Raw genomic sequence first — 21,151 nt, forward strand, 5'->3', positions numbered from 1 at the left:
GCGATGAGCCCAACCGTCAGCCCCAGCGTGAGCCGATAGTTCAGGCAGGGCCTGCGCTCCATCGTCGCTTGAGCTCGGCGACGTGATCGCCAAGGGCCACCTCCATGTCGATCTCCGGATCCAGCAGCCACTGCACCTGGAGGCCGTCCATCAGCGCCACCGTGGAGCGCGCGATGCGGTCCGCTGGGGCGTCGGGCTGCATGTGACCGTCGCGCTGCGCGACGCGGACGGCGTCGGCGAGCGTCCCGACGACGGCTGCGTAGTGGCCCTTCAGCCATTCGTGCGCGGGGTGCTCGGAAGTCGCGGCCTCCCCCATCATCGTCGTGTACAGGAGCACGAGCTGGCGCCGCTCCATGTTCAGCCAGGCCACATGCACCAGGTGGTCGAAATCGGCCCAGGGGCCGTCCCCGAACTCCTCCCGAGGGAAGCTGTCCACCGTGTCACGGTGTTCGAGGACCGCGCCGAGCAGGGCCTTCTTCGAGGGGAAGTGATGGACGAGCCCGGACGGCGAGATCCCTGCGGCGGCCGCGACCTGCGCCATCGAGGTCGCCGCGAAGCCCTGCCGCGCGATGAGGTCGATCGCCGCCCGCATCGCGCTCTCGCGCACCACAGCGGAGTCCTGCCCGCGGGGCCGACCGGGCCGACGGCGGGCGGGGCGGGAGTCCTGGCCGGTGGCGCTCATCGGTCGCGGGGTCTCCTTCGGGAAGTGGGAGCAGGACGGCCGGAACAGATCGCTCCGTCCCGGCCGTCGATGTCAGGCGATCACTATTTCACGCCGCGGATGAACATCGTGAGGATCGCGCCGGCCACCGCGGAGATCGCAGCGGCGACGAGCAGCGCCGTGAAGTCCGTGCCGCCGCCGAGCTTGGCCAGGAGGAAGCCACCGACCCCGGGGGCGAGGGACTGAGGCAGGGCGTTGGCCATATTGAACACACCCAGATCCTTTCCAGTCTTCTCGCGGTCCGGGAGCACCTCGAACACGAGGGCGAGGTCGACGGCGAGGTACATGCCGTAGGCGACACCCATGATCGCCTCGCACACGTAGAAACCGGTGACGGTGTCGGCATGCAGCAAGCCGTAGGTGCCGATGCCGAAGATGAGGATCGCGATCGCGACCATGACCTTGCGTCGCCCGAGCCGGTCGGAGATCCATCCCGCCAGCAGGCCGGAGACCATCGAGGCGACGGTATAGATCGTGACGCCGACCGCGACGGCGGCCACCGCCGATTCTCCTTCAGGGAGGCCGAGATGGCTGGTCATGTAGAACGGTCGGAAGGTGATGAAGAGGTATGACGCCAGGATGATGAGGAAGCGCCCCCACCAGGCCAGGCCGAAGTCCGGGAACTTCACCGGATTGGTCCAGAAAGTGGCGATCAGCTCCCGCAGGTTGAACGGGTAGCGATTCTCCTTGAGCACCGGCTCCGGGAGCATCAGCGCATACACCGACAACAGGATCAGGCCGAGCACTGCGGGAACCATGAAGAGCAGAAGCATGTTGCTGGAGAATGCCGCGCTCAACCAGGTCGCGACCATGATCGCCGTGTTCTGCGCGATGCCGATCATGCCGGAAGTCTTGCCGTACTGCGCCGAAGGCAGCTGATCGGCGACGGAGGCGAGGTACGCGGCAAAGGCGAGATTCGCACAGGCCTGCGAGAGGAACCAGCCGATGCCCATCAGCAGCGGACCGGTGGCGAGCGCGATGAGCAGCAGCGAGAGTGCCAGGCCCAGGATGCCGAGGACGATCCACGGCCGGCGCCTGCCCAGACCGGAGGTGGTGCGGTCCGAGATGCGCCCCCCGAGTGCATTGAAGATGACCGCCGCGAGCGCGCCGGGGGCGATGACCATCGCTGTCATCGCGACCTGCTCGGCAGGATCTGAGGTCAGGGTCTGCGTCTTGAGCTGGATCGAGACTGTCGCCGGGCCGAGCAGAGCCACGAAGATTCCGAACTGGGCCAGCACGAGCCCTGCGATGAACCAGAGCGGCCGCTTGGCCTCGGGCTTGATCCCGAGGTGCGGGATCGGGAGCTTGGGGCCGATCAGGTTCGGGCTGCCCTGGAGGTCGATGGTCGGGTCCGGGGCGAAACCGGTCCCGCCTGAGGGGGTCGTCACGGATGGACTCCTTCGTCGTGTGCCGCATGTGCGTCATTGCCGGCCGCTCGAAGCAGCCACGACGAGCATTATTAGTTCCATCGCACTAATAAGTCGAGCCGATACCGACCACTGGTCACTAAGTCGTGGGGTGGCAACCCTGCGGCCAGGCACTTCAGCGATGCGCAGTGGGGTGGATCACAGCACTGGCGGTGTCCCGGGAGGGAACAGGTACGAGGTTTCGTCAGCAGGCGTGGCACCAACGCCCTGGAGGAGTTGAGACCACGCCTGCTGACAAGAGTTCGTATGCCCGGATCGATCCGAGCCGACCATCAGCTGGGCCCGACAGCCGGGCTTCCCGGGCTACCGCGGGCCAGTCGTCGGCTGGCCCCGACGGTCAGGCGGCCCGGCGGCCGGTGGCGAGGTCGAGGAGGTGGTCGATGACCCCGTCGCCGCTGGCGCGGAGGCCGTTGTGCTCGTACTCGCTGGTCACCCAGGGCGTCACGCCGCTGAGCAGCTCCGCCGTGGCCAGGGAGTACTGGCGCGGCACGTAGGCGTCGTCGTAGTAGACGGCGGCCGCGCCGGGCACGTCGGCCGCGCGCAGGGCGTCCTCGTCGTAGAGCCGGGGCCACTCGTGCTCGGCGAGCAGGTCGGCGGCCTCGGCCCAGGGCATGAATTCCGGGTCCTCCGCGAACAGGTCGCGGTGGATGTGCTCACCGCCCAGCAGGGTCGGATCCTGGCGCACCGCCTCGGGCATCATGCGGTCGGCGGTCCAGCGGGTGGCCACGCCGTCGGCCCAGCAGCTCTCGTGGATCACGGCGTACAGCGGGTTGCGGCCGCTGAAGGGCAGGGCGGCCGCGAGGTCATGGAGGAAGGCCGGTGATGTCGGCTCGAGATCCAGCAGGTAGTGCAGGCGTTCCTGGCCTCCGGAGGCTCCGAGCAGATGGCCCAGGCGGCGCAGGCGCTCCACGCCCACGCTCTGCCCGTCGGCCAGGCGCAGCTGCCCGCCCGCGGCGAGATCGGAGAGGGCGCGCAGGCGATCGCGGTCTCCGGGGAAACGTGCCCAGTAGCGCTCGCTGCGGGCGATCATGCCGTCCCAGGTGGTGGCGTAGACGGTGTCCATGTCCGGGCCGAGCGTCGGCAGTCCGCCCGTGAACAGGGCCTTGTCGACGCTGCCGGCGTGGGCGCTGAGGTAGCGCAGGGTGGTGAAGCCACCGAAGGACTGCCCCAGCAGCGACCAGCTCGACGCCCCGAGATGCTCGCGCAGCAGCTCCGCGTCGTGCGCGATCGCGTCGGCCCGGAAGTGGGTGAGATAGGCGGCCTGCTGTGCAGGGCTCGCCGCGCGGAGGGTGGTCGCGCCGTCGATCGCTCCCTCGGGCAGGGGCGCATCCAGGCCGACGGGCGTGGAGCGGCCGGTGCCGCGCTGGTCGAGCATGACCACGCGGTGATCGCGCAGGGCGCGGGCGAGCCACGGCGGGGACCCGGCCTCCAACGGGCGCGGCGCCTCGGATCCCGGGCCGCCCTGGAGGTAGACGAGGAAGGGTCGGTCCTGGCCGTCGGGCTCCGCGACGATGCGGGCGAACAGCTCCAGGGTCGGCGAGGCGGGGTCGGCATGGTCCAGCGGGACCGGCAGGGTGACGTCGCGCAGGTGCAGGCCGGGCAGGGTCCAGGTGGTGGAGGGCATCGGGCTCATTCGTCGAGGTGGGTGGTGGCGCCGGGGAAGAACTCCCAGTCGAAGGTGTGCTTCTCGCCGGCTCGTTCACCGCGCCGACGAGCGGCGTCGATCACCACGGCGGAGATGCGGGCGAACACGTCGTCCACCCCGTAGTAGCTGATCGGGCCGAAGTACTCGGATTCTGCGGGCACATCGCCGATGGCGATGATCTCGAGGTCGTCGGGGACGTTCAGGCCCAGCCGCTCGGCGGCGAACTGGAGGGCCACAGCCTGATAGCCGGTGAAGCAGATGACGGCGCGGGGGCGATCGGGCGCCACCAGCCACTCCAGGCTCGACAGATAGGTGTCGCGGCCGCTCTCCGGGGTGAGGCGGAGCAGTCGTTCGGGCGCCTCGTCCCCATGCTCCTGAGCCGCATCGAGGAAGGCGAGGGTTCGGGGATGGTTGATCGTGCCGGGGATCCGGCTCGCCAGATCAGGGGCCAGCAGGTGCACGGTCTCGTGGCGGGCCCGCAGCCGGGCGTAGGCCTTGGCGATCGCGCAGTAGGGCGTCGAGGAGATGACGTCGAACCCCTCGGGCTCCATCTTCGCCGTGAAGGCGACGATCCCGGTCTGGACGGCTGCGGCCAGTCGCCGCACCTTCTCGGGACCGTCCTCCTGGAAGTCGACGCTGGTGATGAAGCCGGCGTCTGCCGAGGCGCCCGAGAAGTACTCGCTCCAGCGCTCATCGGCCAGGACCAGGGTGGACAGGTCATACTCGAGCGCATCATCCCTCACCTGCTTGGCCAGCTGCACGCCCCACGGGTCACCGAGGGTGCCGAGCGCGAGCACGATGCCGCCGCCGCGGCCGGTGCGCATCGCCTGAGCGTTGCGGTTGGGCACGTACCCGAGCTCCTCCGCGGCCGCGCGCACCTTCGCCTTGGTGGCGGGCGAGCCGGCGGAGCGGCTGCCGTCGCGGCCGCTGAGCACGAACGAGGCGGTCGCGATGGAGACCCCCGCCGCGCGGGCGACGTCCGAGAGGGTCACCGCCGTGCGGTGGGTGGGGCCGGTGACGCCGTTGCTCATGACTGCAGGACCTCCTGGTCGACGGGGCCTGGACCGACGGGGTGGGCGGGACGGGCGGGATCGCCGGAACTCTGCGGGAATGCCATCGCCCTGCCCCCTCATCGGTCCGCCGCACCCGACGGCCCCGGTGGCGGGGCCGCTGCCCTCGAATGCTACCGCGCAGGCACCAGGTCACGGCCGGGAACCCGCCCGGGTGCCGAGCCGTCCGGGCGCGCTCGGGCCCGCTCAGGGGCTCGTGGGCTCCAGAATGTCGTCGAGGTGGCGCACGAGCACGTCCCGAGCGCGCTGGGGGGACAGCTCCTCGGGGTCCAGTCCGCGCAGCGCCAGGCCGTCCAGCAGTGCCGCCAGGCGATCGATCTCGACCTCCACCTGGACTCCGTCGCGCAGCGCCTGCGCCTGCTCGAGCCCGGCGAGGATCCGTGCGATGACCATCACCATCCCCCGACGGAGCCGGGCGACCTGCGGGCCGACGCTCGGATCCGTGCGCGCCGCGACGGTGAACTCCAGCGACACCGCCATCTCCGATCGGCGCCGCTCGTCCAGCGGCAGCAGCTCCTCGAGCGCGCGCTGCGCCAGCGCCCGACGGGGCAGAGCCCCGGCCTGCACGGCGGGCAGATCCGCGAGGTGCGCGCGGAACCTGTCCTCGAATCCTGTGGACAGCGCCTCGACGGCCAGCTCCCGGATCTCCTGCTGACTGCCGCAGTAGTGGCGCACGGAGCCGATCGCGAGGCGGGCCTCGGCGGCGATGCTGCGCAGGGAGGCGCGTGCGAGGCCGTCGCGGGCGACGACTACGAACACGGCCTCGACGATGGCGCGACGACGCTCCTCGGGGTCCACGATCTTGGGCATGCCTTTTTATAGCACGCCCTTGCCAGAATCGGCGATTGATTCTACTGTTTTAGCACGTACTTGCCATAACCGGAGAACACGCCGATCCCGTCGGCCGTGCACGGTCCCCGAAGGAGCTCTGTCCATGATCCGCATCCTCGAGCTCGTCGGCCTGCTCGCACCCCTGGCAGGTCTGGCGCTCCTGATCGTCTATCGGCGCACCACGCCCCGCGCCTCCCTGGTCCTCGCGCTCAGCGGGTGCGCGCTCGCGATGCTCGGCGTGCTGGTCGGTTTCCTCGGCCGTCGCGCACTCCCCCTCGGCTCGCTGCACGGCGGAGGGTTCGCCGGGATGGCGGACCTGATGAGCCAGGTGTCCCTGCTCCGGCTGGCCCTGCTCGGAGTCGCGGCTGCGCTCCTCGCGGTCGCAGCGCTGCAGGGGCGCTCTGGTCGTGCTCGGCGTTCCGGTCGGGCCACGGCCCTCCTCTGGCTGGCCGCAGGCGCCGTCCTGCTCGGGATCGGCCTCGTGGTGACGGTCCCCGTGACCGGGCTCGAGCATGAGCTGACCGGGCGAGACCACGAGGGGCTCGCCCTCCTGGCCGGGCTGATCGGGGAGACCGTCGAGTTCGCGACTCTCGGCCTGGGCATCCTCGCGCTGACAGTCGCGGTCACCACGGGCCGTCGGGGCGAGGACGCGGGCACCGGGCGCCGCTCGAGCAGGGACCCCGCGGTCGTCGTCGTGGACTCCGCCCGCTCGGCGTGGGCGACGTTCCGGACGCTGAGGCGCTGAGCATACGGGGCCGGATCTCAGGCGCCCTGGCCGCCGGTCAGCAGGGTCAGGGCGGGGCCGATCGTGTTGAGCAGGATGATCACGCCGATGATGCCCACGACCCAGGAGAAGGCGCTGGTCACATTCTTCACCGCCCACTCGTGCACGCGGTCCAGGAAGGCGTCGGCCCGGGCACCCAGAGCGGCGCGCACTCCACAAAGCCCCGCGCCCGGCACGATCATCACCGCGCAGTAGCCCACCAGCACGAGGGCGCCGCCGCCCAGACCGATCCCCATGTCGGCGATGATCCCCATCGCCGCGAGGTACGGGATCATCGAGGCCGCCTCGACCACCCCCGCCAGCAGCGCCAGGGAGATCAGCAGACCGGGCCGCCCGGACGCCCGTCGGGCGCGATCGGTCCAGCGCCGGGCGGACGCCTCCGGATCCCCGCCGCGCTTGCGCACCGACTTCGGGTCCAGACGGAAGGACCAGACCACCAGCAGCACCCCGGACACGGCGAGCGCGAGCATCACCGCCGGCGAGGCGAGCAGGTACCCGAACGACTCGATCAGCGGGAGCAGCCCGGCCAGCAGCGCGATCCCCAGCAGCAGATAGAAGAGGCCGATCACCGCGAGATAGAGCAGCGTGCGCCCGGCGATGCGCAGCGCCCCTCCCTGACCCACCACGAGCAGGATCACGGGGATCACCAGCGTGCCCATCGAGGTGGAGTCCACGAGGGCGAGCAGGACCAGGCCCAGGGGGCCGGCGGCGTCGGGGAGCGATTCCATGCCCACCATCGTGGTCGCGACATCTCCTGCGGTCCTCCTCCCAAGGTGCCGACTGTGCGCCGGGAGGAGGCGACCCGCACCGGCTCCGCGTAGCCTCGGAGCATGTCTGCAGACCCGTTCGGGACTCCCGAGCGCCCTCGGCTCACGCGCCACGACGCCCTCGCGGCGGCCGGCTACGCGGGGGCGGTCGTCCTGCTCGCGGCGACCGGCGCCAGCAACTCCGGGTTCGTCGGCGGCGCGCTGCGGTGGCCGACCTGGGTCTCGGTGGTGATGCTGCTGATCGCCTGCGTGAGCCTGCTGTGGAGGCGCAGCCGACCAGGGATCACGCTCCTCGTGGCCGGGCCCCTGGCGATCGCGGAGATCGTCGTGGGCGGCCAGATCTCCGCCTACCTGCTGCTGTTCGAGGCGATCTTCGACCCTGTCCTGCACGGCACCAAGCGCCTCGCGCACCTCACCACGGCCCTCGCGATCGGCCTCGGGGTCGTCTCCGTGCTCGCCGCGCTGGTGCTCGGCGCGCCGGGTCCCATCGTGCTGGTGGTGCTGCTGGTGGCCGCGCTCGTGCTGTCCACCCCGCTGCTGTGGGGCTGGGAGGTGCGCCATCACCGCGACGCACGCCTGGGCGCGGAATCCCTCGCCGACCTCGAGCACGAGCTCGCCGCCGCGCGGGCCACCCAGGCCGTGGAGACCGAGCGCCTCACGATCGCCCACGACCTGCACGACGTGATCGCCGGCCACCTCAGCGCGGTCTCCCTCCACACCAACCTCGCCGCCTCCCTCGAACAGCCCGAGGCACGGGACCGTTCCCTGGTCACCGCCCGGGAGTCGGCGCATGCGGCGCTGCGGGACCTGCGCTCGATGATCGGGGTGCTCTCCACCGCGGAGTCCGGCACCCAGCCCACGGTGACCCTGGACTGGCCCTCGCTGACCACGCGCCTGCGCGGACGCGATCCGCAGGCCCGCGTGCAGATCGACCCGGCCGTCACGGATCCTTCGCGCGTGGAGCCCTCCGTGCAGGCGGCCCTGCTGCGCATCGCGGCGGAGGCCTCGACGAACGCCGTGCGGCACGGGCTGGCACCGATCTCCCTCCGCATCGACGTCGGGGCCGACGAGGTCACGCTCGAGCTGCGGAACCGGCGCGCCGAGCGCTCCGTGCCCGGCACCGGCGTGGGTCGCGGCGCCCTCGCGTATCGGGCGACGGCCGTGGGCGGGAGCGCCACCTCCGGCCCTGGTCCCGATGCGGAGGCCGACGTCTGGCGGGTCCTCGCGCAGCTGCCCGTGCGGGCGCCCAGCGTGGTGGATGCGCCGGAGGACCGGCCGGCGTCCGCGCATCGGGCCCCCTCGACGACACCGGCCCCACCGACGACCACCACAGGACCGACGGTTACGACGACAGAGACGACCGAGACGACTGCCGAGGAGGGCGATCCGCGCACCTCCTCCCACGCCGCCCAGGAGGCCACACCGTGACCGATGCGACCTCGCGCCCCAGACCGCCTGCGCCCACGCAAGCACCCGCACCCGCACCCGCACCCGCACCCGCACCCGCACCCGCACCCGACGAATCGTCGACCTGCCCGATCCGCGTCCTGGTGGCCGACGACCACCCTGCGGTGCGCTCCGGCCTGGTCGCGCTGCTGGACTCCGCGGTGGACATCACCGTCATCGCCGAGGCGGCCGACGGGGACTCCGCCGTCGCCGCCGCCCGCGAGCACCGGCCCGACGTGGTCCTGACCGACGTGCGGATGCCCGGCGCGACCGGTATCGAGATCACCCCGCGCCTGCGCGAGACCGGAGCGAACGTGCTGGTGATCTCCGGATTCGACCTCGACGATTATGTGCTCGGGGCGCTCGCCGCCGGGGCCGACGGCTACCTCGTGAAGTCCGAGGACCCGCAGAGGATCCTCGCCGCGGTGCGCGATGTGCACCGGGGCGACGCCGTGCTCTCCGCCGCGGCGACCCGCGCCGTGGTCCGGGCGCTGCGGGGCCGATCGGCAGCCGACGACCGGGATCGTGGAGAGGCATCGCAGCCATCACCTGATCCGGTCCCGACGTCGGGCCCCGCCTCTGACCGTCGGCCGGTCCCGGGCGACCTCCTCGAGCCCGCCTTCACCCGCCGGGAGGAGGACGTGCTGGCCCTGGTCGCACAGGGGCTCTCCAACCAGCAGATCGCCTCGCAGCTCTTCGTCGAGATCACCACCGTGAAGTCCCACCTCTCCCACGCGCTCCTGAAGCTGCAGCTCGACTCCCGCGTGCAGGCGGCGCTGTGGTGGCGCCAGCACCGCGGATGACCCTTTCGGACGCTCTTCTCTCTCGAGCCTGCAGTGTGTGTCGTTGAGGGCGCTCTCACCGACACACACTGCAGGCTCGACGGAGGGCTGAGCCCCGGCAGGAGGCCTGATCGCGTGCAGGAGGCCTGAGCCCGACGGGAGGGCTGATCCCCGACGGGAGGGCTGGACCCTGACAGGAGGGCTGATCCCCGACAGGAGGGCTGGACCCCGACAGGAGGCCTGATCCCAGACGACGTGCGTCGGCCGGGAATGCGGGAGCACGACCCGGCGTTGGGGGATGCGTACAGCACATTCCCTACGGGGATGCGAGCGCCCCTGAAAGACTTGTCCGGGTCGCGGGCACTGCCCGTCGGCCCCACCGGATGGTGACCTGACTGCTCCGCCCTGCAGCGCGCGGACGTGCAGGTTCCGGCCCTCCGGTCCCTCGATGCAGAAAGCATGCCACCCCTATGACCTCCACCCGTCAGCCCACGGGCGAGTTCCCCGCCGTCGATGCACCCGGCATCGTCTCCGGCGGCTCCGCCTCCGCCGACGCCGAGTACGCCACCCGCGACGGAGCCGACAACCCCGGCACCACGGTGAAGGACGGCCGCGCGCCCACCTCCTACAAGGTCGCCCCGATCATCGCGGTCCTGGTCGTCTCCGCGTTCGTGATGATCCTCAACGAGACCCTGCTGTCCGTCGCGCTGCCCACCCTGATGGCGGACCTGTCGATCACCGCGGTCACCGCCCAGTGGCTCTCCACGGGCTTCATGCTCACGATGGCCGTCGTCATCCCCACCACCGGCTTCCTCATGAAGCGACTGTCGGTGCGCGCCGTGTTCATCACCGCGATGCTGCTGTTCCTGGTCGGCACCGCGATCGCTGTGGCCGCCCCGACCTTCCCCGTGCTCCTGGGAGCCCGCGTGGTCCAGGCCGCCGGCACCGCGATGGTGCTGCCCCTGCTGATGACCACGATCCTCGCGCTCGTGCCGATCACGGCACGCGGCCTGGTGATGGGCCTGGTGGGCGTGGTCATCTCGGCCGCCCCCGCGCTGGGCCCCTCGATCTCCGGGTTCATCCTGGAGCACTGGAGCTGGCACTACCTGTTCGTGATGATGCTGCCGATCATCGTGATCGCCCTGGTCATCGGCCTGATCTTCATGCGCAACTACACCGAGCCCGAGAAGGTGAAGCTGGACGTCACCTCCGTGATCCTCTCCGCGATCGGCTTCGGCGGCGTCATCTACGCACTCGCCTCGATCAGCCAGATCGTGGAGGGCGAGGCCCGCCTGGTGCCGCTGCTCGTGGCCGGCATCGGCGTGCTCTCCCTCGCGGTGTTCGCGAACCGGCAGGTGCGCATGCATTCCCGCGGCAAGGAGCCCCTGCTGGACCTGCGCCCGCTGAAGGTGCGCACCTTCTCGGTGTCCGTGCTGGTGATCCTGCTGGGCTTCGCGACCATGCTCGGCACCGTCGTGGCGCTGCCGCTGTACATGACCGGGTCGCTGGGCATGTCCACCCTCGACGTCGGCCTGGCCATGCTGCCCGGCGCGGCCGCCTCCGGCGTGCTCGGCCCGCTGGTCGGCGCTCTGTTCGACCGCGTGGGTCCGCGCCCGATCGTAGTTCCCGGCGCCGCGCTGATGGCGATCGTGTGCTGGCTCGAGGTGCTCCTGCTCGATGCGGAGTCGAGCCAGGGCCTGATCGTCGCGCTGAACGTCCCGCTGGGCATCGGCATGGCCATGGTCATGACCCCGCTGATGGCACTGTCCCTCGGGGCGCTGCCGCGGTCGCTCTACGGCCACGGCTCGGCGATCCTCAACACCCTGCAGCAGCTGGCCGGCGCGCTGGGCACCGCGGTGTTCATCGCCCTGCTCACGCTGGGCTCAGTTCTCGCGGTCGAATCCGGTGCCACGGCGCAGGCCGCTCAGGCCAGCGGCGCCACGTGGGCCTTCGCCTTCGGCGGCATCATGACCACGATCGCCGTGGTGCTCGCCGCCACGCTCAAGAACAACCCGGCAGAGGTCGAGCAGACCGAGCAGGTCGCCCAGACCGCCTGAGCTGCTCTGGTCGCTGCGCTCCACCCGGCGCGCACGGCCGGCCCCACGAACTTTCGGTCCCCAGCGTGTCCTCACCGCCTCCACGGCGTCGAGGCAGCGCTGGGGACCGAATGTTTTGCAGAGACCGCTGAGTCGGTGCTGCTGCCCTACGCTGGCGCGATGAGCAGGGTGATCTTCATGTGCGGCCCGGCGGGCTCGGGGAAGTCGACCATCGCGCGCCGCTACGAGGCCGACGGGATGGTGCGGCTGTCCGTGGACACCGAGGCCTGGGCCCGCGGCCACCGCACGATGCCGCTGCCCGAGGCCGTGGGCTCCGAGATCATCGCGAAGCTCGAGGAGCGCCTGCTCACGTGCGTGCGCGACGGGCAGGACGTAGTGCTGGACCTGTCGTTCTGGTCGCGGGAGATGCGGGATCACTGGCGGGCGCTGCTCCTCCCGTCGGGCATCACCCCGGAGATCGTGCAGGTGGTCGTCTCCCGAGCGACCGCGCTGGCCCGGATCGAGGCGCGGGCCGAGCAGCACGGCGACGACTTCCGCCTGCCGCGCGCTCTCGCGGAGATCTACTACGACCACTTCGAGCCGCCGACGGACGACGAGGGCCCCATCACCGTGATCCGCACCGACTGAGCCGGCGCGGAGTCGCTACGCTTCGGCGATGAGCTCCTCCCCCACCCTCGAGTCCCTGTTCGGCCTGCGCGGACGCACGGCCCTGGTCACCGGGGGCAGCTCTGGGATAGGTCGCGGGATCGCGGGCGCCCTGGCCGGCGCCGGGGCACGCGTGCTGATCGCGGCCCGCACGCAGAGCGCGATCGACGAGGCCGTCGCAGAGATCCGGGCCGACGGCGGCACCGCCGAGGGCCTCCGCGCAGATCTCTCCACCCGTGCCGGCGCCCACGCCCTGGCCGACGTCGCCGGTGAGGTCGACATCCTGGTGAGCTGCGCAGGCATCAACCTGCGCCCGCCGATGTCGGAGCTGGACGAGCCGACCTGGGACGCGACCATGGCGGTGAACCTCGACGCGCCGTTCGTGCTCGGCCAGCGCCTCGCCCCCGGGATGGCGGAGCGCGGCTACGGCCGCCTGATCCACATCAGCTCGCAACAGGCGCATCGGCCCTTCGGGAACAGCGGGGCGTACGGGGTCTCCAAGGCCGCGGTGGAAGGGCTCGCCCGGGTGCAGGCGGAGGCCTGGTCCTCGCGGGGGGTCACCGCGAACGTGCTGATCCCGGGCTTCGTGCGCACGCCCCTGAACCGCGAGACGATCTCCGATCCGGCAGTCATCGACGCCCTCGCGGCCCGGACCGTTGTCGGCCGGAACGGATTGCCTGAGGACTTCGCAGCCGCCGCGGTGTTCCTCGCCGGACCGGGTTCGGCCTATGTCACGGGCCAGTCGATCGCCGTGGACGGCGGCTTCTCGGTGCATTGAGCCGGATGCTCCTCGCCGGTGATCGGCCTCAGGAGAGCAGTCCCAGCTGGTCGGCGACGGCCACCGCCCGCTCCCTCTCCGCGCCGCGCAGCCCGAGCAGCGGACGGGGCAGGCACGGCGCGTCGACCAGAGCGAGATGCTCGGCGAGAGCCGCGGAGACGCGCAGGCTGCCGAGCTGAGCGACCAGGTCCCACAGCGGGGCCAGGCGGGCCGATGCGGCAAGGGCGTCGTCGGCCCTCCCGTCGAGCGCGGACCGCGCGATGGCGGACATCGCCTGCGGGATCGTGCCGCCCACGGCGGTGAACCAGGCATCGCAGCCGGCCAGCAGCCCGGACGCTGCAAAGCCGTCGCCGGAGATGCCGATGCGCACGTGCTCGGGGATCACGGCCCGCATCGCCCGCACCCGCTCGCGCGCTGCATCGACTCCCTGGGTGATCGGCGGGATCTTGATCGCGTCGACGTGCGGGAGGTTCGCAATGTGCGCGTAGAGATCCATCGAGAACGTGACGTGCGTGGTCGCGGGGTTGTCGTAGACGACCAGCGGCACCGAGAGCTCGGCGGTGACGTCCTCGTAGAGCGCGGCCACGTCGTCCTGTGTGAGGGCCTGGTAGCTCATCGGGGCGAGCAGCACGGCGTCGGCCCCGGCCTGCTGGGCGTCCTCCGCGAGGGCCAGCACCTGCGAGGTGCGCAGAGCTCCGATGCCCGCGATCACCGGGATGCCGGCCGCGCGGTCCACGCTCGCCTCGACGACGGCGCGGCGCTCGGCGCGGTCGAGGTAGGCGTAGGAACCCGTCGAGCCGAGGGCCCCGATCGAGTCGACGCGGGCTGCGACGAGGCGATCGATCAACCCTCTGTAGGCCGCGAGATCGACCTGGTCATCGCGCAGCGGGGTGAGCGGGAAGGCGCTGAGGCCGGAGAACATGCGGGCTCCTGGGCGACGGATGGAGAACGGATCGTGGACGCTACACGCGAGGGGAGGATGGCCGGTGATCCGGAGAAATTGTCAAGACCTGTGGATCGGTGTTCCGCTACCCGACCGAGGAGTTGCTGGCCGGCGCTGTGAGCGCCGGTCACTCGGACCGGAATTGTTCCCCAGTCATCGCCTTCGTCTGCTCGTACTTCTTGCGGATGTCGGCTTGGGTGTCCCCTTCGACCCACGGGCGCTCTAGCACGACAAGGGCGGCCCAGTAGACCACGGTGGTGACAGCCATCGTGTTCAGAGCCCCGGAGGACGCCGGCCCGAAGGGCAGTCCGATGAGGAAGCTGATCGGCAACGGAAGTACGGCGACAATCGCCGTCATCGGGACGCTTCCGGGGTCCGGGTGCCGGTGACGGAGAACGAAGATTCGCTCCACGCCGGTCGTGGCAAGCTCGACGGCGACCATCACGACCACAGCCGTGATGATCGCCGTTCCAGCAGGAAAGCTTGCAGTCCACCCAGTCAGACCCAGCCCCCATAGCAGCAGTGCAATTGCGACAACCTTGACCGCCCCAGTCGCAAGATGCCCCGTGAGGGCGAAGGAGAACGCCGGGGGAGTGAAGTCGCTGACATCGCTGTTACCTGCCATCACAGTGGATCCCTTCGGGTGAGCGATCGGGTCAGAGAGAGCAGGCGGAGACGACGCCGCCCACTCCGAGGATTCTTTCAAGAACCTTCACCGCATCCTCTCCGATCTCCGCAGCTGCGGCTCCGGAGCGGATCGTCGTCCAGATCCCCGGACTCCACCCCCAGATCGCGCGGGCCGTCGAATCCAGCCGACGACCTTTGCCACAGGGAACCCGTACTCGACGATCAGCGGAACGATAGCTGCAGCGCAGGCGGCCGCGTTGAATGCTGGGGCGATCCCGCCCGAGGGAGTGGAGTGCCATGCCACACCCTTACCAGTCGAGATTTTCGCAGCGCTTCGCCTCCGCCCCACTCCATATCAGCGACGGCGATTTCGTGCTCTGCGTTCCTTCGCCTGTTCCCACAGATAGCCGACAGCGAGCAGGACGGCAATGCCCACTAGCGTACCGAAGAACGTGATGATGCCGTCTGTGGGACTGCCGAAAACGGCGTCGCCTGCGCCGAAGAGTAGGGCAGTAGGAAATCCGATGATCACCACCACGGCGACCACAGCGATCCAGCCGATGAACCTTCCGGAGGCACGACGACTCCTGTTGCGAACGGGCGAGTCGTGTCGCTCGGGCCGACCCGGGTCAGAGCTCCTCGCCAAGACTAGATCTCCCCGAGAGCGCACTGCCCGGCCGCCAGAGCGAGCACGCCGACTACGCCACCCGGAAGGACGGAGTGCGCGGCCTTCTTGATGAGGAATTTCGCGATCTTAGGAGACGTCTTCTTGAGGATATTGAAAGCGATGGACGAAGCCTTCTTCCATTGCTTGCTCTTCAGTGCCTTTCGCACCTTAGGTTCGGCAAACGCTTTGATAATTGCTTTGATGTCCGCGATGCCGATCTTCTTTGCGAGACACTTGCCGAAATGAGAGTTGTCCCATTGCGGAGTGACAGCTGCGGGACTCCTGGAAGTGGCGGCTGCGACCAGCGCGGTCTGGTTCGTGTGGCCACCATCTAGCGCCTCGAACAGCATGTCGAAGTCGAAAGCTTGGAAGGTTCCGTCCTCCAACCTAATTCCGCCGTTGGTCTCCACGTCCGCGAGTCCAGCAGCAGTGTTGTTCACGACAGCCACCTCTTCGTCGGTCAGCGAAGAGGTGTCTGCCAGAGGGTCGGAGCCCTCAGCCCGGGCAACGGCGGGCGCGGTCATCGAAACTCCAGCGACCGATGCGGCAACAAAAAGCGATCGCCGAGAAGGCGAGTAGTGCGCGCCCGTTGCCTCGTTCGGTCCTGCGGCTTCGTCATTGCGTGTTGAACGCTCCATTGCGTGCACTATCTCTCTGCGGGATCTAACGGAACCCTCGGGGAAAAACTCGACCGTAGCATCCTCCACGTAGTGGGTCGAAGTTGCCGGCCGGGCCGGACTTCCATCCGAAGCCTCTACGCTGAGTACTCCAGTGGCGAGCTGATCACGATGGTGTCGAGCTTCCGCCTGGTCCGCGTGGGGATGGCGCGCCTCGTCCGATGGCCGGATCGCACCGTTCGGATGTAGTGGTGCAACACCAGCATCCGCAGCATCGAACACGCCCTCCCATTCGCGAAGGGCGGCCCGGGCTGCGGTGGACGTGCCGGCACACGTGTTCGTCCACGTCTCAGGCGGCATGTTGTTGCTCTCCTGATTCGTGGTCGGTCTGGTCGTCGGGGCGTTCGACGAGGCGGCCTTTCTCGAAGGCCGCGCCAGCGCGGACGAGGGCGACCAGGTGGGGTGCGTTCACGGCCCGCCAGCGGGTCTGGGCGGACTCGATCAGCTTGAACGCCATCGCGATCCCGGCAGCCCGGGAACCGGGGCCCTTGGTGACGCGCTGGCGCAACCGGACGGTGGCGAAGGTCGACTCGATCGGGTTCGTGGTGCGCAGGTGGACCCAGTGCTCGGCGGGGTAGTCGTAGAATTCCAGCAGCACATCGAGATCGTCGGCGATCTTCGCGACCGCCTTGGGCCACTTGACGCCGTACTCGTCGGCGAAGGTTGCCGCGGCGGCTTCGGCGTGGGCGCGGTCTTCGGCCTGCCAGATCTCGGCCAACGCCTTCTTCGCGCCCGGCTGGGCGGACTTGGGCAGCGCGTTGAGCACGTTGGCGATCTTGTGGAACCAGCAGCGCTGTTCCCGGGTGGCCGGGAAGACGTCGCGGACGGCGGACCAGAACCCCAGCGCCCCGTCGCCGATCGCGAGGACCGGGGCGGCCATCCCGCGGCGTTTGCAGTCGCGCAGCAGGTCGGCCCATGACTCGGCGGACTCGCGGTGGCCGTCATCGAGGGCGATCAGCTCCTTGGTGCCGTCGGCGCGGACGCCGATCATCACCAGCAGGCAGATCTTGTCCTGGTTCAGGCGGACCTTGAGGTGGATCCCGTCGACCCAGACGTAGACGTAGTCGGTGTCGGCCAGCGACCGGGTGTTGAACGCGACCGCCTCGCCCTGCCACTGGCCGGTCAGCCGGGTGATCGTTGCTGGCGAGAGCCCGGCAGCCGAGCCGAGGAACTGCTCCAGCGCCGGCGCGAAGTCGCTGCTGGAGAGCCCGTGCAGGTACAGCAGCGGCAGCACCTCAGCGACCTGTGGGGACTTGCGTGCCCAAGCAGGCAGGATCGCCGAGGCGAACCGTTTGCGCTGCCCGGTGGTCTCGTCGACGCGTCTGTCGTTGACCCGCGGCGCGGTCACCGGCACCGCGCCGGCCGCCGTGGTCACCTCCCGGGCATCGTGATAGCCATTGCGCACCACCAGCCGGTGACCGTTCTCGTCGACCTCGTCGGCGTGGGCATCGACGTAGGAGGCGACCTCGGCCTGCAACGCGGCTGCGAGCATCTGCCGGGCACCGTCGCGCACGATCGCATCCAGCAGCGACGATCCGTCCGCCGCGCCGTCGTCGTGGTTGGCGTCATCGTTGTCGGGGACTATCTTGAGCATAGGGCGTACCTTCCCGAACCAGCGCTCCAACGCCGGTCCTTGATCAGAGTCTTCGTTCCTTGCAGATCATCCTCGGGAAGGTGCGTCCCTTGCACGCCACCTCGCCGAGAGCCATCCACAGGTTCTGATCATTCCTCGGTGATCCGTCCGGGATCGCCATAGTGGCCTTGGAGCAGGCGGAGCGCACAGAGCTTTCAGAGGCTCTCAGAGCAGCGTCGCGAAGCGCTCCAGAGCGGCCGGGCCGACGACGTCCTCCTCCCCCAGCGGCACCTCCTGCAGCGGCACCCGCGGCAGGGCGTCGCGGAGGGTCACGAGGTGCTCGTCCTCGACGGCGCGACGGCGAGCGAGGAAGTCGCCGCGATCGGCGGGCGAGCGCTTGTTGACCACCAGGGCGCCGATGTCGACGCCGGTGCGGGTGAGCTCCGCGTTCAGCTCGATGGTCTCCAGCACCGGCAGGCGCTCGGCGGCCAGGACGATCGCGAAGGACGAGAGCGCGGAATCCACGAGCACCTCGCGCAGCCCGGCGAGGCGGTCGCGGCGGCGCAGCAGGATCGAGCGGATCTCGTCGTCGCGCTCCTCGATCGGGTCCCGCGGGGCAGTCGACCCGAGCACGGTCCTCCCGCGATCACCGTCGAGCCCGCGCATCGCGGCGCCGAGCTTCGCGGACTTCTCCCGGCGGTTCAGCAGGCCGTCGGTCCAGGCGGTCATCACCTCCGGCAGCGCCATCAGCCGCGCGGTGTGCCCGGACGGGGCGGTGTCGAAGACGACCAGGTCGTAGTCCTGCATCCCCATCTCGACCAGCTCCGTCATCCGCTCCAGCACCGCAGCCTCGTGGGTGCCCGGGGACCGTCGGGAGAGGTCCATGTGCTTGTCGACCTCACCGGCGAGGTTGTCCGGCATGAGGCGCTTCAGGGTGTGGGCGACGTCCTTCAGATGGCGGTCGGTGGTGGCGTCGGGGTCGATCTCCAGGCCCCGCAGCCGGCCGCCCACGCCGTCGCCGAGCGGGGTGGCGCGGTCCCCGATCCTCTGACCCCACAGATGGCCGAGGTTGTGGGCGGGGTCGGTGGAGACCACGAGGGCGCGTCGGCCCTCGCGGGCCGCGGCGAGAGCCACGGCGGAGGCGACGGTGGTCTTCCCGACGCCGCCCTTCCCGCCCAGGAACAGCACGCGGCGCTCGGCGGCGAGGGTCAGCAGCATCGGTAGTCCTCCAACGGTGAGCGCTCCATGCCCATGCGGCGATGCCAGTCGTGGAAGCTGTCATAGAGCACGGGCAGCAGCTCGGCGGTGTAGTACGCGGCCGGGTTGGGGACGCCCAGCATCTCGCTCATCACGAGCATCCGGAACAGGTCGTCCTCATCGCGCTGGGCGCGGGCGAAGGTGCGGCGGTAGGGGGCGACGTAGAACTCGCGCAGCCCGTCGCTGAACGCCCGCCAGCGCTGCCTGACCGTGGGGCGGGAGCGTGCGGGGGCCACCCCGTCGGCGGGCCGGTCCGGAGACCCGCCGACGGGAGCTGGGGTGGACGGGCTGGTCACTCGCCGGCGCCTCCGTCGGCGCCGACGGGCTCGCGCTCGTCCTCGTCATCGAGCTCGGGCTCGTCTTTCCGGGCCCGGTTCAGCGCCACCGCGGATTCGACGATCACCCAGACGGCCGCGATCAGGATGATCACGTCGAGCACCAGCAGCAGCCAGTTGCCGGCCGCGAGGAAGTCGCCGAGCTGGATGATCAGCGCATACACGCTGACGAAGAGCACGAACACCAGCGGGATCACGATCGGCAGCACCGGGCGGCGCTTGCGCATCAGCATCACCGCGAGGATCGCGAGGGTGAGTCCGGCCAGGATCTGGTTGGTGGTGCCGAACAGCGGCCAGATCAGCATGCCGCCGGACCCGTCGGCCCCGGCGCTGAAGGTGAGCGCGAGGCACACGACCAGCACGATCGCGGTGGCGACGGCGGTCCCGAGCTTCACGCCCACGACCTGGGCGATCTCCTGGACCACGAAGCGCTGCAGGCGCACCCCGGTGTCCATGGTGGTCGCTGCGAACAGCACTGCTGTGGTGGCCAGGATCGTCGCCGACAGCGATGTGGGGATGCCCAGGCCGGCGTTGACGATCGCGCCGCCGCCGTTGACGAAGGCGCCCACGCCGCCCTCGCCGAAGGCCGAGTACACGGCCTCCCAGTCGGCGAGGGTGCGGAAGCCGGCGGTGGTGGCGATGATCGCGCCGAGGGCGAGCAGGCCCTCGCCGACCGCACCGAAGTAGCCCACGAAGCGAGCGTCGGTCTCCTTGTCGAGCTGTTTCGAGGAGGTGCCGGAGGAGACGACGCCGTGGAAGCCGGAGATGGCGCCGCACGCGATGGTCACGAACAGCAGCGGCATCAGGCCCGGCGTGCCGTCCGGCACGGCCGTGTTGAACGCGGGGGCGACCATCTCGGGGCGGACGATGAGCACCGCGCCGTAGAGCAGCCCGAGCGCGATGAACAGCTGCAGGCCGTTGATGTAGTCGCGCGGCTGCAGCAGCACCCACACCGGGAGCACGGACGCGATCGCGGCGTAGACGAACAGCACGACGATCCAGAACGCCTCGGCGGAGAGGCCCAGCACGGTGTCGGGCAGCACGACGGGGACCGCGTTGCCCAGCACGATCAGGGCGTACAGCGCCACCACGCCGACCACGGAGACGATCGGCAGGTTCCACTTCAGGCGGTAGATCGCCTGGCCGATGAGCACCGCGACGACGAGGGCGCCCCAGGTGGGGATCACCGCCGTGGGCGTGGAGACCAGGAGCCCGGCGATGACCACGGCGAAGGCGGCGTTGACCATGAGCAGCAGCAGGAAGATGACCACCAGGAACAGGCGGCTGCCGCGGGCACCGATGTACCGCGCGGAGAGGGAGCCGATGGACTGGCCGCGGTTGCGGACCGACGCCCACAGCGAGCCGAGGTCGTGCATGCCCGCGAAGAAGACGGTACCGAGGGTGACCCAGAGGAAGGCGGGCAGCCAGCCCCAGATCACGGCGACGGCGGGGCCGACGATCGGTGCGGCGCCGGCGACGGAGGTGAAGTGATGGCCCCACAGGATGAACTTGTTGGTGGGGACGAAGTCGACCCCGTCCTCCAGCTCATGGGAGGGGGTGCGGAAGGAGGCGCGGAGCTTGAACACGCGCCTGCCGAGGTAGCGGGAGTAGAGCATGTAGCCGGCGACCATCATGGCGATGCCGACCACTGCGAGGATCAGGGAGTTCACGGGGGCTCTCCTGTCGAGGGCGGGGAAGGGCCGCGGCGACAGGGCGCGAGGGCGGACGACGGGCACAGCCGCCGGGCACTCGTCACGTCGTCATCGCACGCGATACGGGCCACCGTAGCGGACTCGTGCGCTGTCGCGGGATAGATGCCCTCCGTCAGGGTGGTGGCCCGCGAGATACAGTGCTGACCGACGGAGGAGAGGGGGTGCGTCGATGACGGACAGGGCTAAGTACCTGACGCTCGTCCTCGCGCTCTATGGCGGCACGGTGGCAGTCATCGTCGGAATGGTCGCGGCGATCTTCCAGCGCGCATTCCTGGACGTCACGGTGGACCTCGCCCCGGCGATCATCATCTGCCTGTTCGCCTCGATCATCCACGGGGTGAGGCACGACCTGGACTCCTGAGAGACAGAGCCGTCGAGCGGTGCCACGACGTGCAGGCCCGAGGCAC

21 protein-coding genes are annotated in these 21,151 nt (G+C 70.1%); 7 read left to right on the plus strand and 14 right to left on the minus strand.

What is annotated here, in order from left to right; all coding sequences use genetic code 11:
• Positions 1-40 precede the first annotated feature (40 nt).
• The 5 genes from INT49_RS04105 to INT49_RS04125 form a co-directional block, all read right to left on the minus strand.
• A complete protein-coding gene (locus tag INT49_RS04105) occupies positions 41-682 on the minus strand; it encodes a TetR/AcrR family transcriptional regulator (protein WP_193116449.1) in 642 nt (213 codons plus the stop codon).
• Positions 683-765: 83 nt separating this feature from the next.
• Positions 766-2,109 (minus strand): MFS transporter, encoded by a 1,344-nt coding sequence (locus INT49_RS04110; protein ID WP_193116450.1) that lies wholly within the window; start codon positions 2,107-2,109, stop codon positions 766-768.
• A 376-nt stretch (positions 2,110-2,485) separates the two neighbouring features.
• Positions 2,486-3,772: an alpha/beta fold hydrolase gene (locus tag INT49_RS04115; RefSeq protein WP_193116451.1), complete on the minus strand. Its 1,287-nt coding sequence runs from the start codon at positions 3,770-3,772 to the stop codon at positions 2,486-2,488.
• A gap of 5 nt (positions 3,773-3,777) precedes the next feature.
• Positions 3,778-4,824, minus strand: a complete 1,047-nt coding sequence (locus tag INT49_RS04120; RefSeq protein WP_193116452.1) for a LacI family DNA-binding transcriptional regulator — start codon at positions 4,822-4,824, stop codon at positions 3,778-3,780.
• Between the two features lie 225 nt (positions 4,825-5,049).
• Entirely contained in the window at positions 5,050-5,673 is a 624-nt protein-coding gene (locus INT49_RS04125; protein ID WP_193116453.1) for a TetR/AcrR family transcriptional regulator, read from the minus strand.
• Positions 5,674-5,797: 124 nt separating this feature from the next.
• Here INT49_RS04125 and INT49_RS04130 point away from each other — a divergent pair, with 124 nt between their 5' ends.
• On the plus strand, positions 5,798-6,439 hold the full coding sequence (locus tag INT49_RS04130; RefSeq protein ID WP_193116454.1) for a hypothetical protein: 642 nt from the start codon (positions 5,798-5,800) through the stop codon (positions 6,437-6,439).
• Between the two features lie 17 nt (positions 6,440-6,456).
• Here the strand turns inward: INT49_RS04130 and INT49_RS04135 are convergent, their stop codons facing one another.
• Positions 6,457-7,206 (minus strand): GAP family protein, encoded by a 750-nt coding sequence (locus tag INT49_RS04135; RefSeq protein WP_193116455.1) that lies wholly within the window; start codon positions 7,204-7,206, stop codon positions 6,457-6,459.
• 102 nt (positions 7,207-7,308) lie between these two features.
• Between INT49_RS04135 and INT49_RS04140 the strand changes: the two genes are divergently transcribed.
• The 5 genes from INT49_RS04140 (at position 7,309) to INT49_RS04160 (ending at position 12,953) form a co-directional block, all read left to right on the plus strand.
• A complete protein-coding gene (locus INT49_RS04140) occupies positions 7,309-8,673 on the plus strand; it encodes a sensor histidine kinase (RefSeq protein WP_193116456.1) in 1,365 nt (454 codons plus the stop codon).
• Positions 8,674-8,795: 122 nt separating this feature from the next.
• Entirely contained in the window at positions 8,796-9,494 is a 699-nt protein-coding gene (locus INT49_RS04145; protein ID WP_319021508.1) for a response regulator transcription factor, read from the plus strand.
• A gap of 449 nt (positions 9,495-9,943) precedes the next feature.
• Positions 9,944-11,530 (plus strand): MDR family MFS transporter, encoded by a 1,587-nt coding sequence (locus INT49_RS04150; RefSeq protein WP_193116457.1) that lies wholly within the window; start codon positions 9,944-9,946, stop codon positions 11,528-11,530.
• A 159-nt stretch (positions 11,531-11,689) separates the two neighbouring features.
• Positions 11,690-12,157: an AAA family ATPase gene (locus INT49_RS04155; protein ID WP_226849713.1), complete on the plus strand. Its 468-nt coding sequence runs from the start codon at positions 11,690-11,692 to the stop codon at positions 12,155-12,157.
• Between the two features lie 28 nt (positions 12,158-12,185).
• On the plus strand, positions 12,186-12,953 hold the full coding sequence (locus tag INT49_RS04160) for an SDR family NAD(P)-dependent oxidoreductase (protein WP_193116458.1): 768 nt from the start codon (positions 12,186-12,188) through the stop codon (positions 12,951-12,953).
• 28 nt (positions 12,954-12,981) lie between these two features.
• On the opposite strand, the gene INT49_RS04165 is transcribed toward INT49_RS04160, so the two are convergent.
• The 8 genes from INT49_RS04165 to INT49_RS04200 form a co-directional block, all read right to left on the minus strand.
• On the minus strand, positions 12,982-13,875 hold the full coding sequence (locus tag INT49_RS04165) for a dihydrodipicolinate synthase family protein (protein ID WP_193116459.1): 894 nt from the start codon (positions 13,873-13,875) through the stop codon (positions 12,982-12,984).
• Positions 13,876-14,023: 148 nt separating this feature from the next.
• Entirely contained in the window at positions 14,024-14,521 is a 498-nt protein-coding gene (locus tag INT49_RS04170; protein WP_114328080.1) for a hypothetical protein, read from the minus strand.
• Between the two features lie 357 nt (positions 14,522-14,878).
• The gene (locus INT49_RS04175; protein WP_143277982.1) at positions 14,879-15,070 is read right to left on the minus strand and encodes a hypothetical protein; all 192 of its coding nucleotides are present in this window, start codon (positions 15,068-15,070) and stop codon (positions 14,879-14,881) included.
• Between the two features lie 101 nt (positions 15,071-15,171).
• Complete coding sequence (locus INT49_RS04180; RefSeq protein ID WP_096197742.1) at positions 15,172-15,714, minus strand: hypothetical protein; 543 nt, start codon at positions 15,712-15,714, stop codon at positions 15,172-15,174.
• 442 nt (positions 15,715-16,156) lie between these two features.
• A complete protein-coding gene (locus INT49_RS04185) occupies positions 16,157-17,461 on the minus strand; it encodes an IS256 family transposase (RefSeq protein WP_096197741.1) in 1,305 nt (434 codons plus the stop codon).
• A 204-nt stretch (positions 17,462-17,665) separates the two neighbouring features.
• Positions 17,666-18,658: an ArsA family ATPase gene (locus INT49_RS04190; RefSeq protein ID WP_193116460.1), complete on the minus strand. Its 993-nt coding sequence runs from the start codon at positions 18,656-18,658 to the stop codon at positions 17,666-17,668.
• On the minus strand, positions 18,649-18,933 hold the full coding sequence (locus INT49_RS04195; protein WP_193116536.1) for a cory-CC-star protein: 285 nt from the start codon (positions 18,931-18,933) through the stop codon (positions 18,649-18,651). The genes INT49_RS04190 and INT49_RS04195 overlap by 10 nt, the downstream gene beginning before the upstream one ends.
• Positions 18,934-18,989: 56 nt before the next feature.
• Positions 18,990-20,702, minus strand: coding sequence for a carbon starvation CstA family protein (locus INT49_RS04200; protein WP_193116461.1), 1,713 nt, complete (start codon positions 20,700-20,702; stop codon positions 18,990-18,992).
• A gap of 211 nt (positions 20,703-20,913) precedes the next feature.
• Between INT49_RS04200 and INT49_RS04205 the strand changes: the two genes are divergently transcribed.
• Positions 20,914-21,105, plus strand: a complete 192-nt coding sequence (locus INT49_RS04205; protein WP_193116462.1) for a hypothetical protein — start codon at positions 20,914-20,916, stop codon at positions 21,103-21,105.
• The last annotated feature ends 46 nt before the right edge of the window (positions 21,106-21,151 follow it).

Origin of the sequence: Brachybacterium tyrofermentans, assembly GCF_014897585.1 — a bacterium.
GTDB classification, from domain to species: Bacteria; Actinomycetota; Actinomycetes; order Actinomycetales; family Dermabacteraceae; genus Brachybacterium; species Brachybacterium tyrofermentans.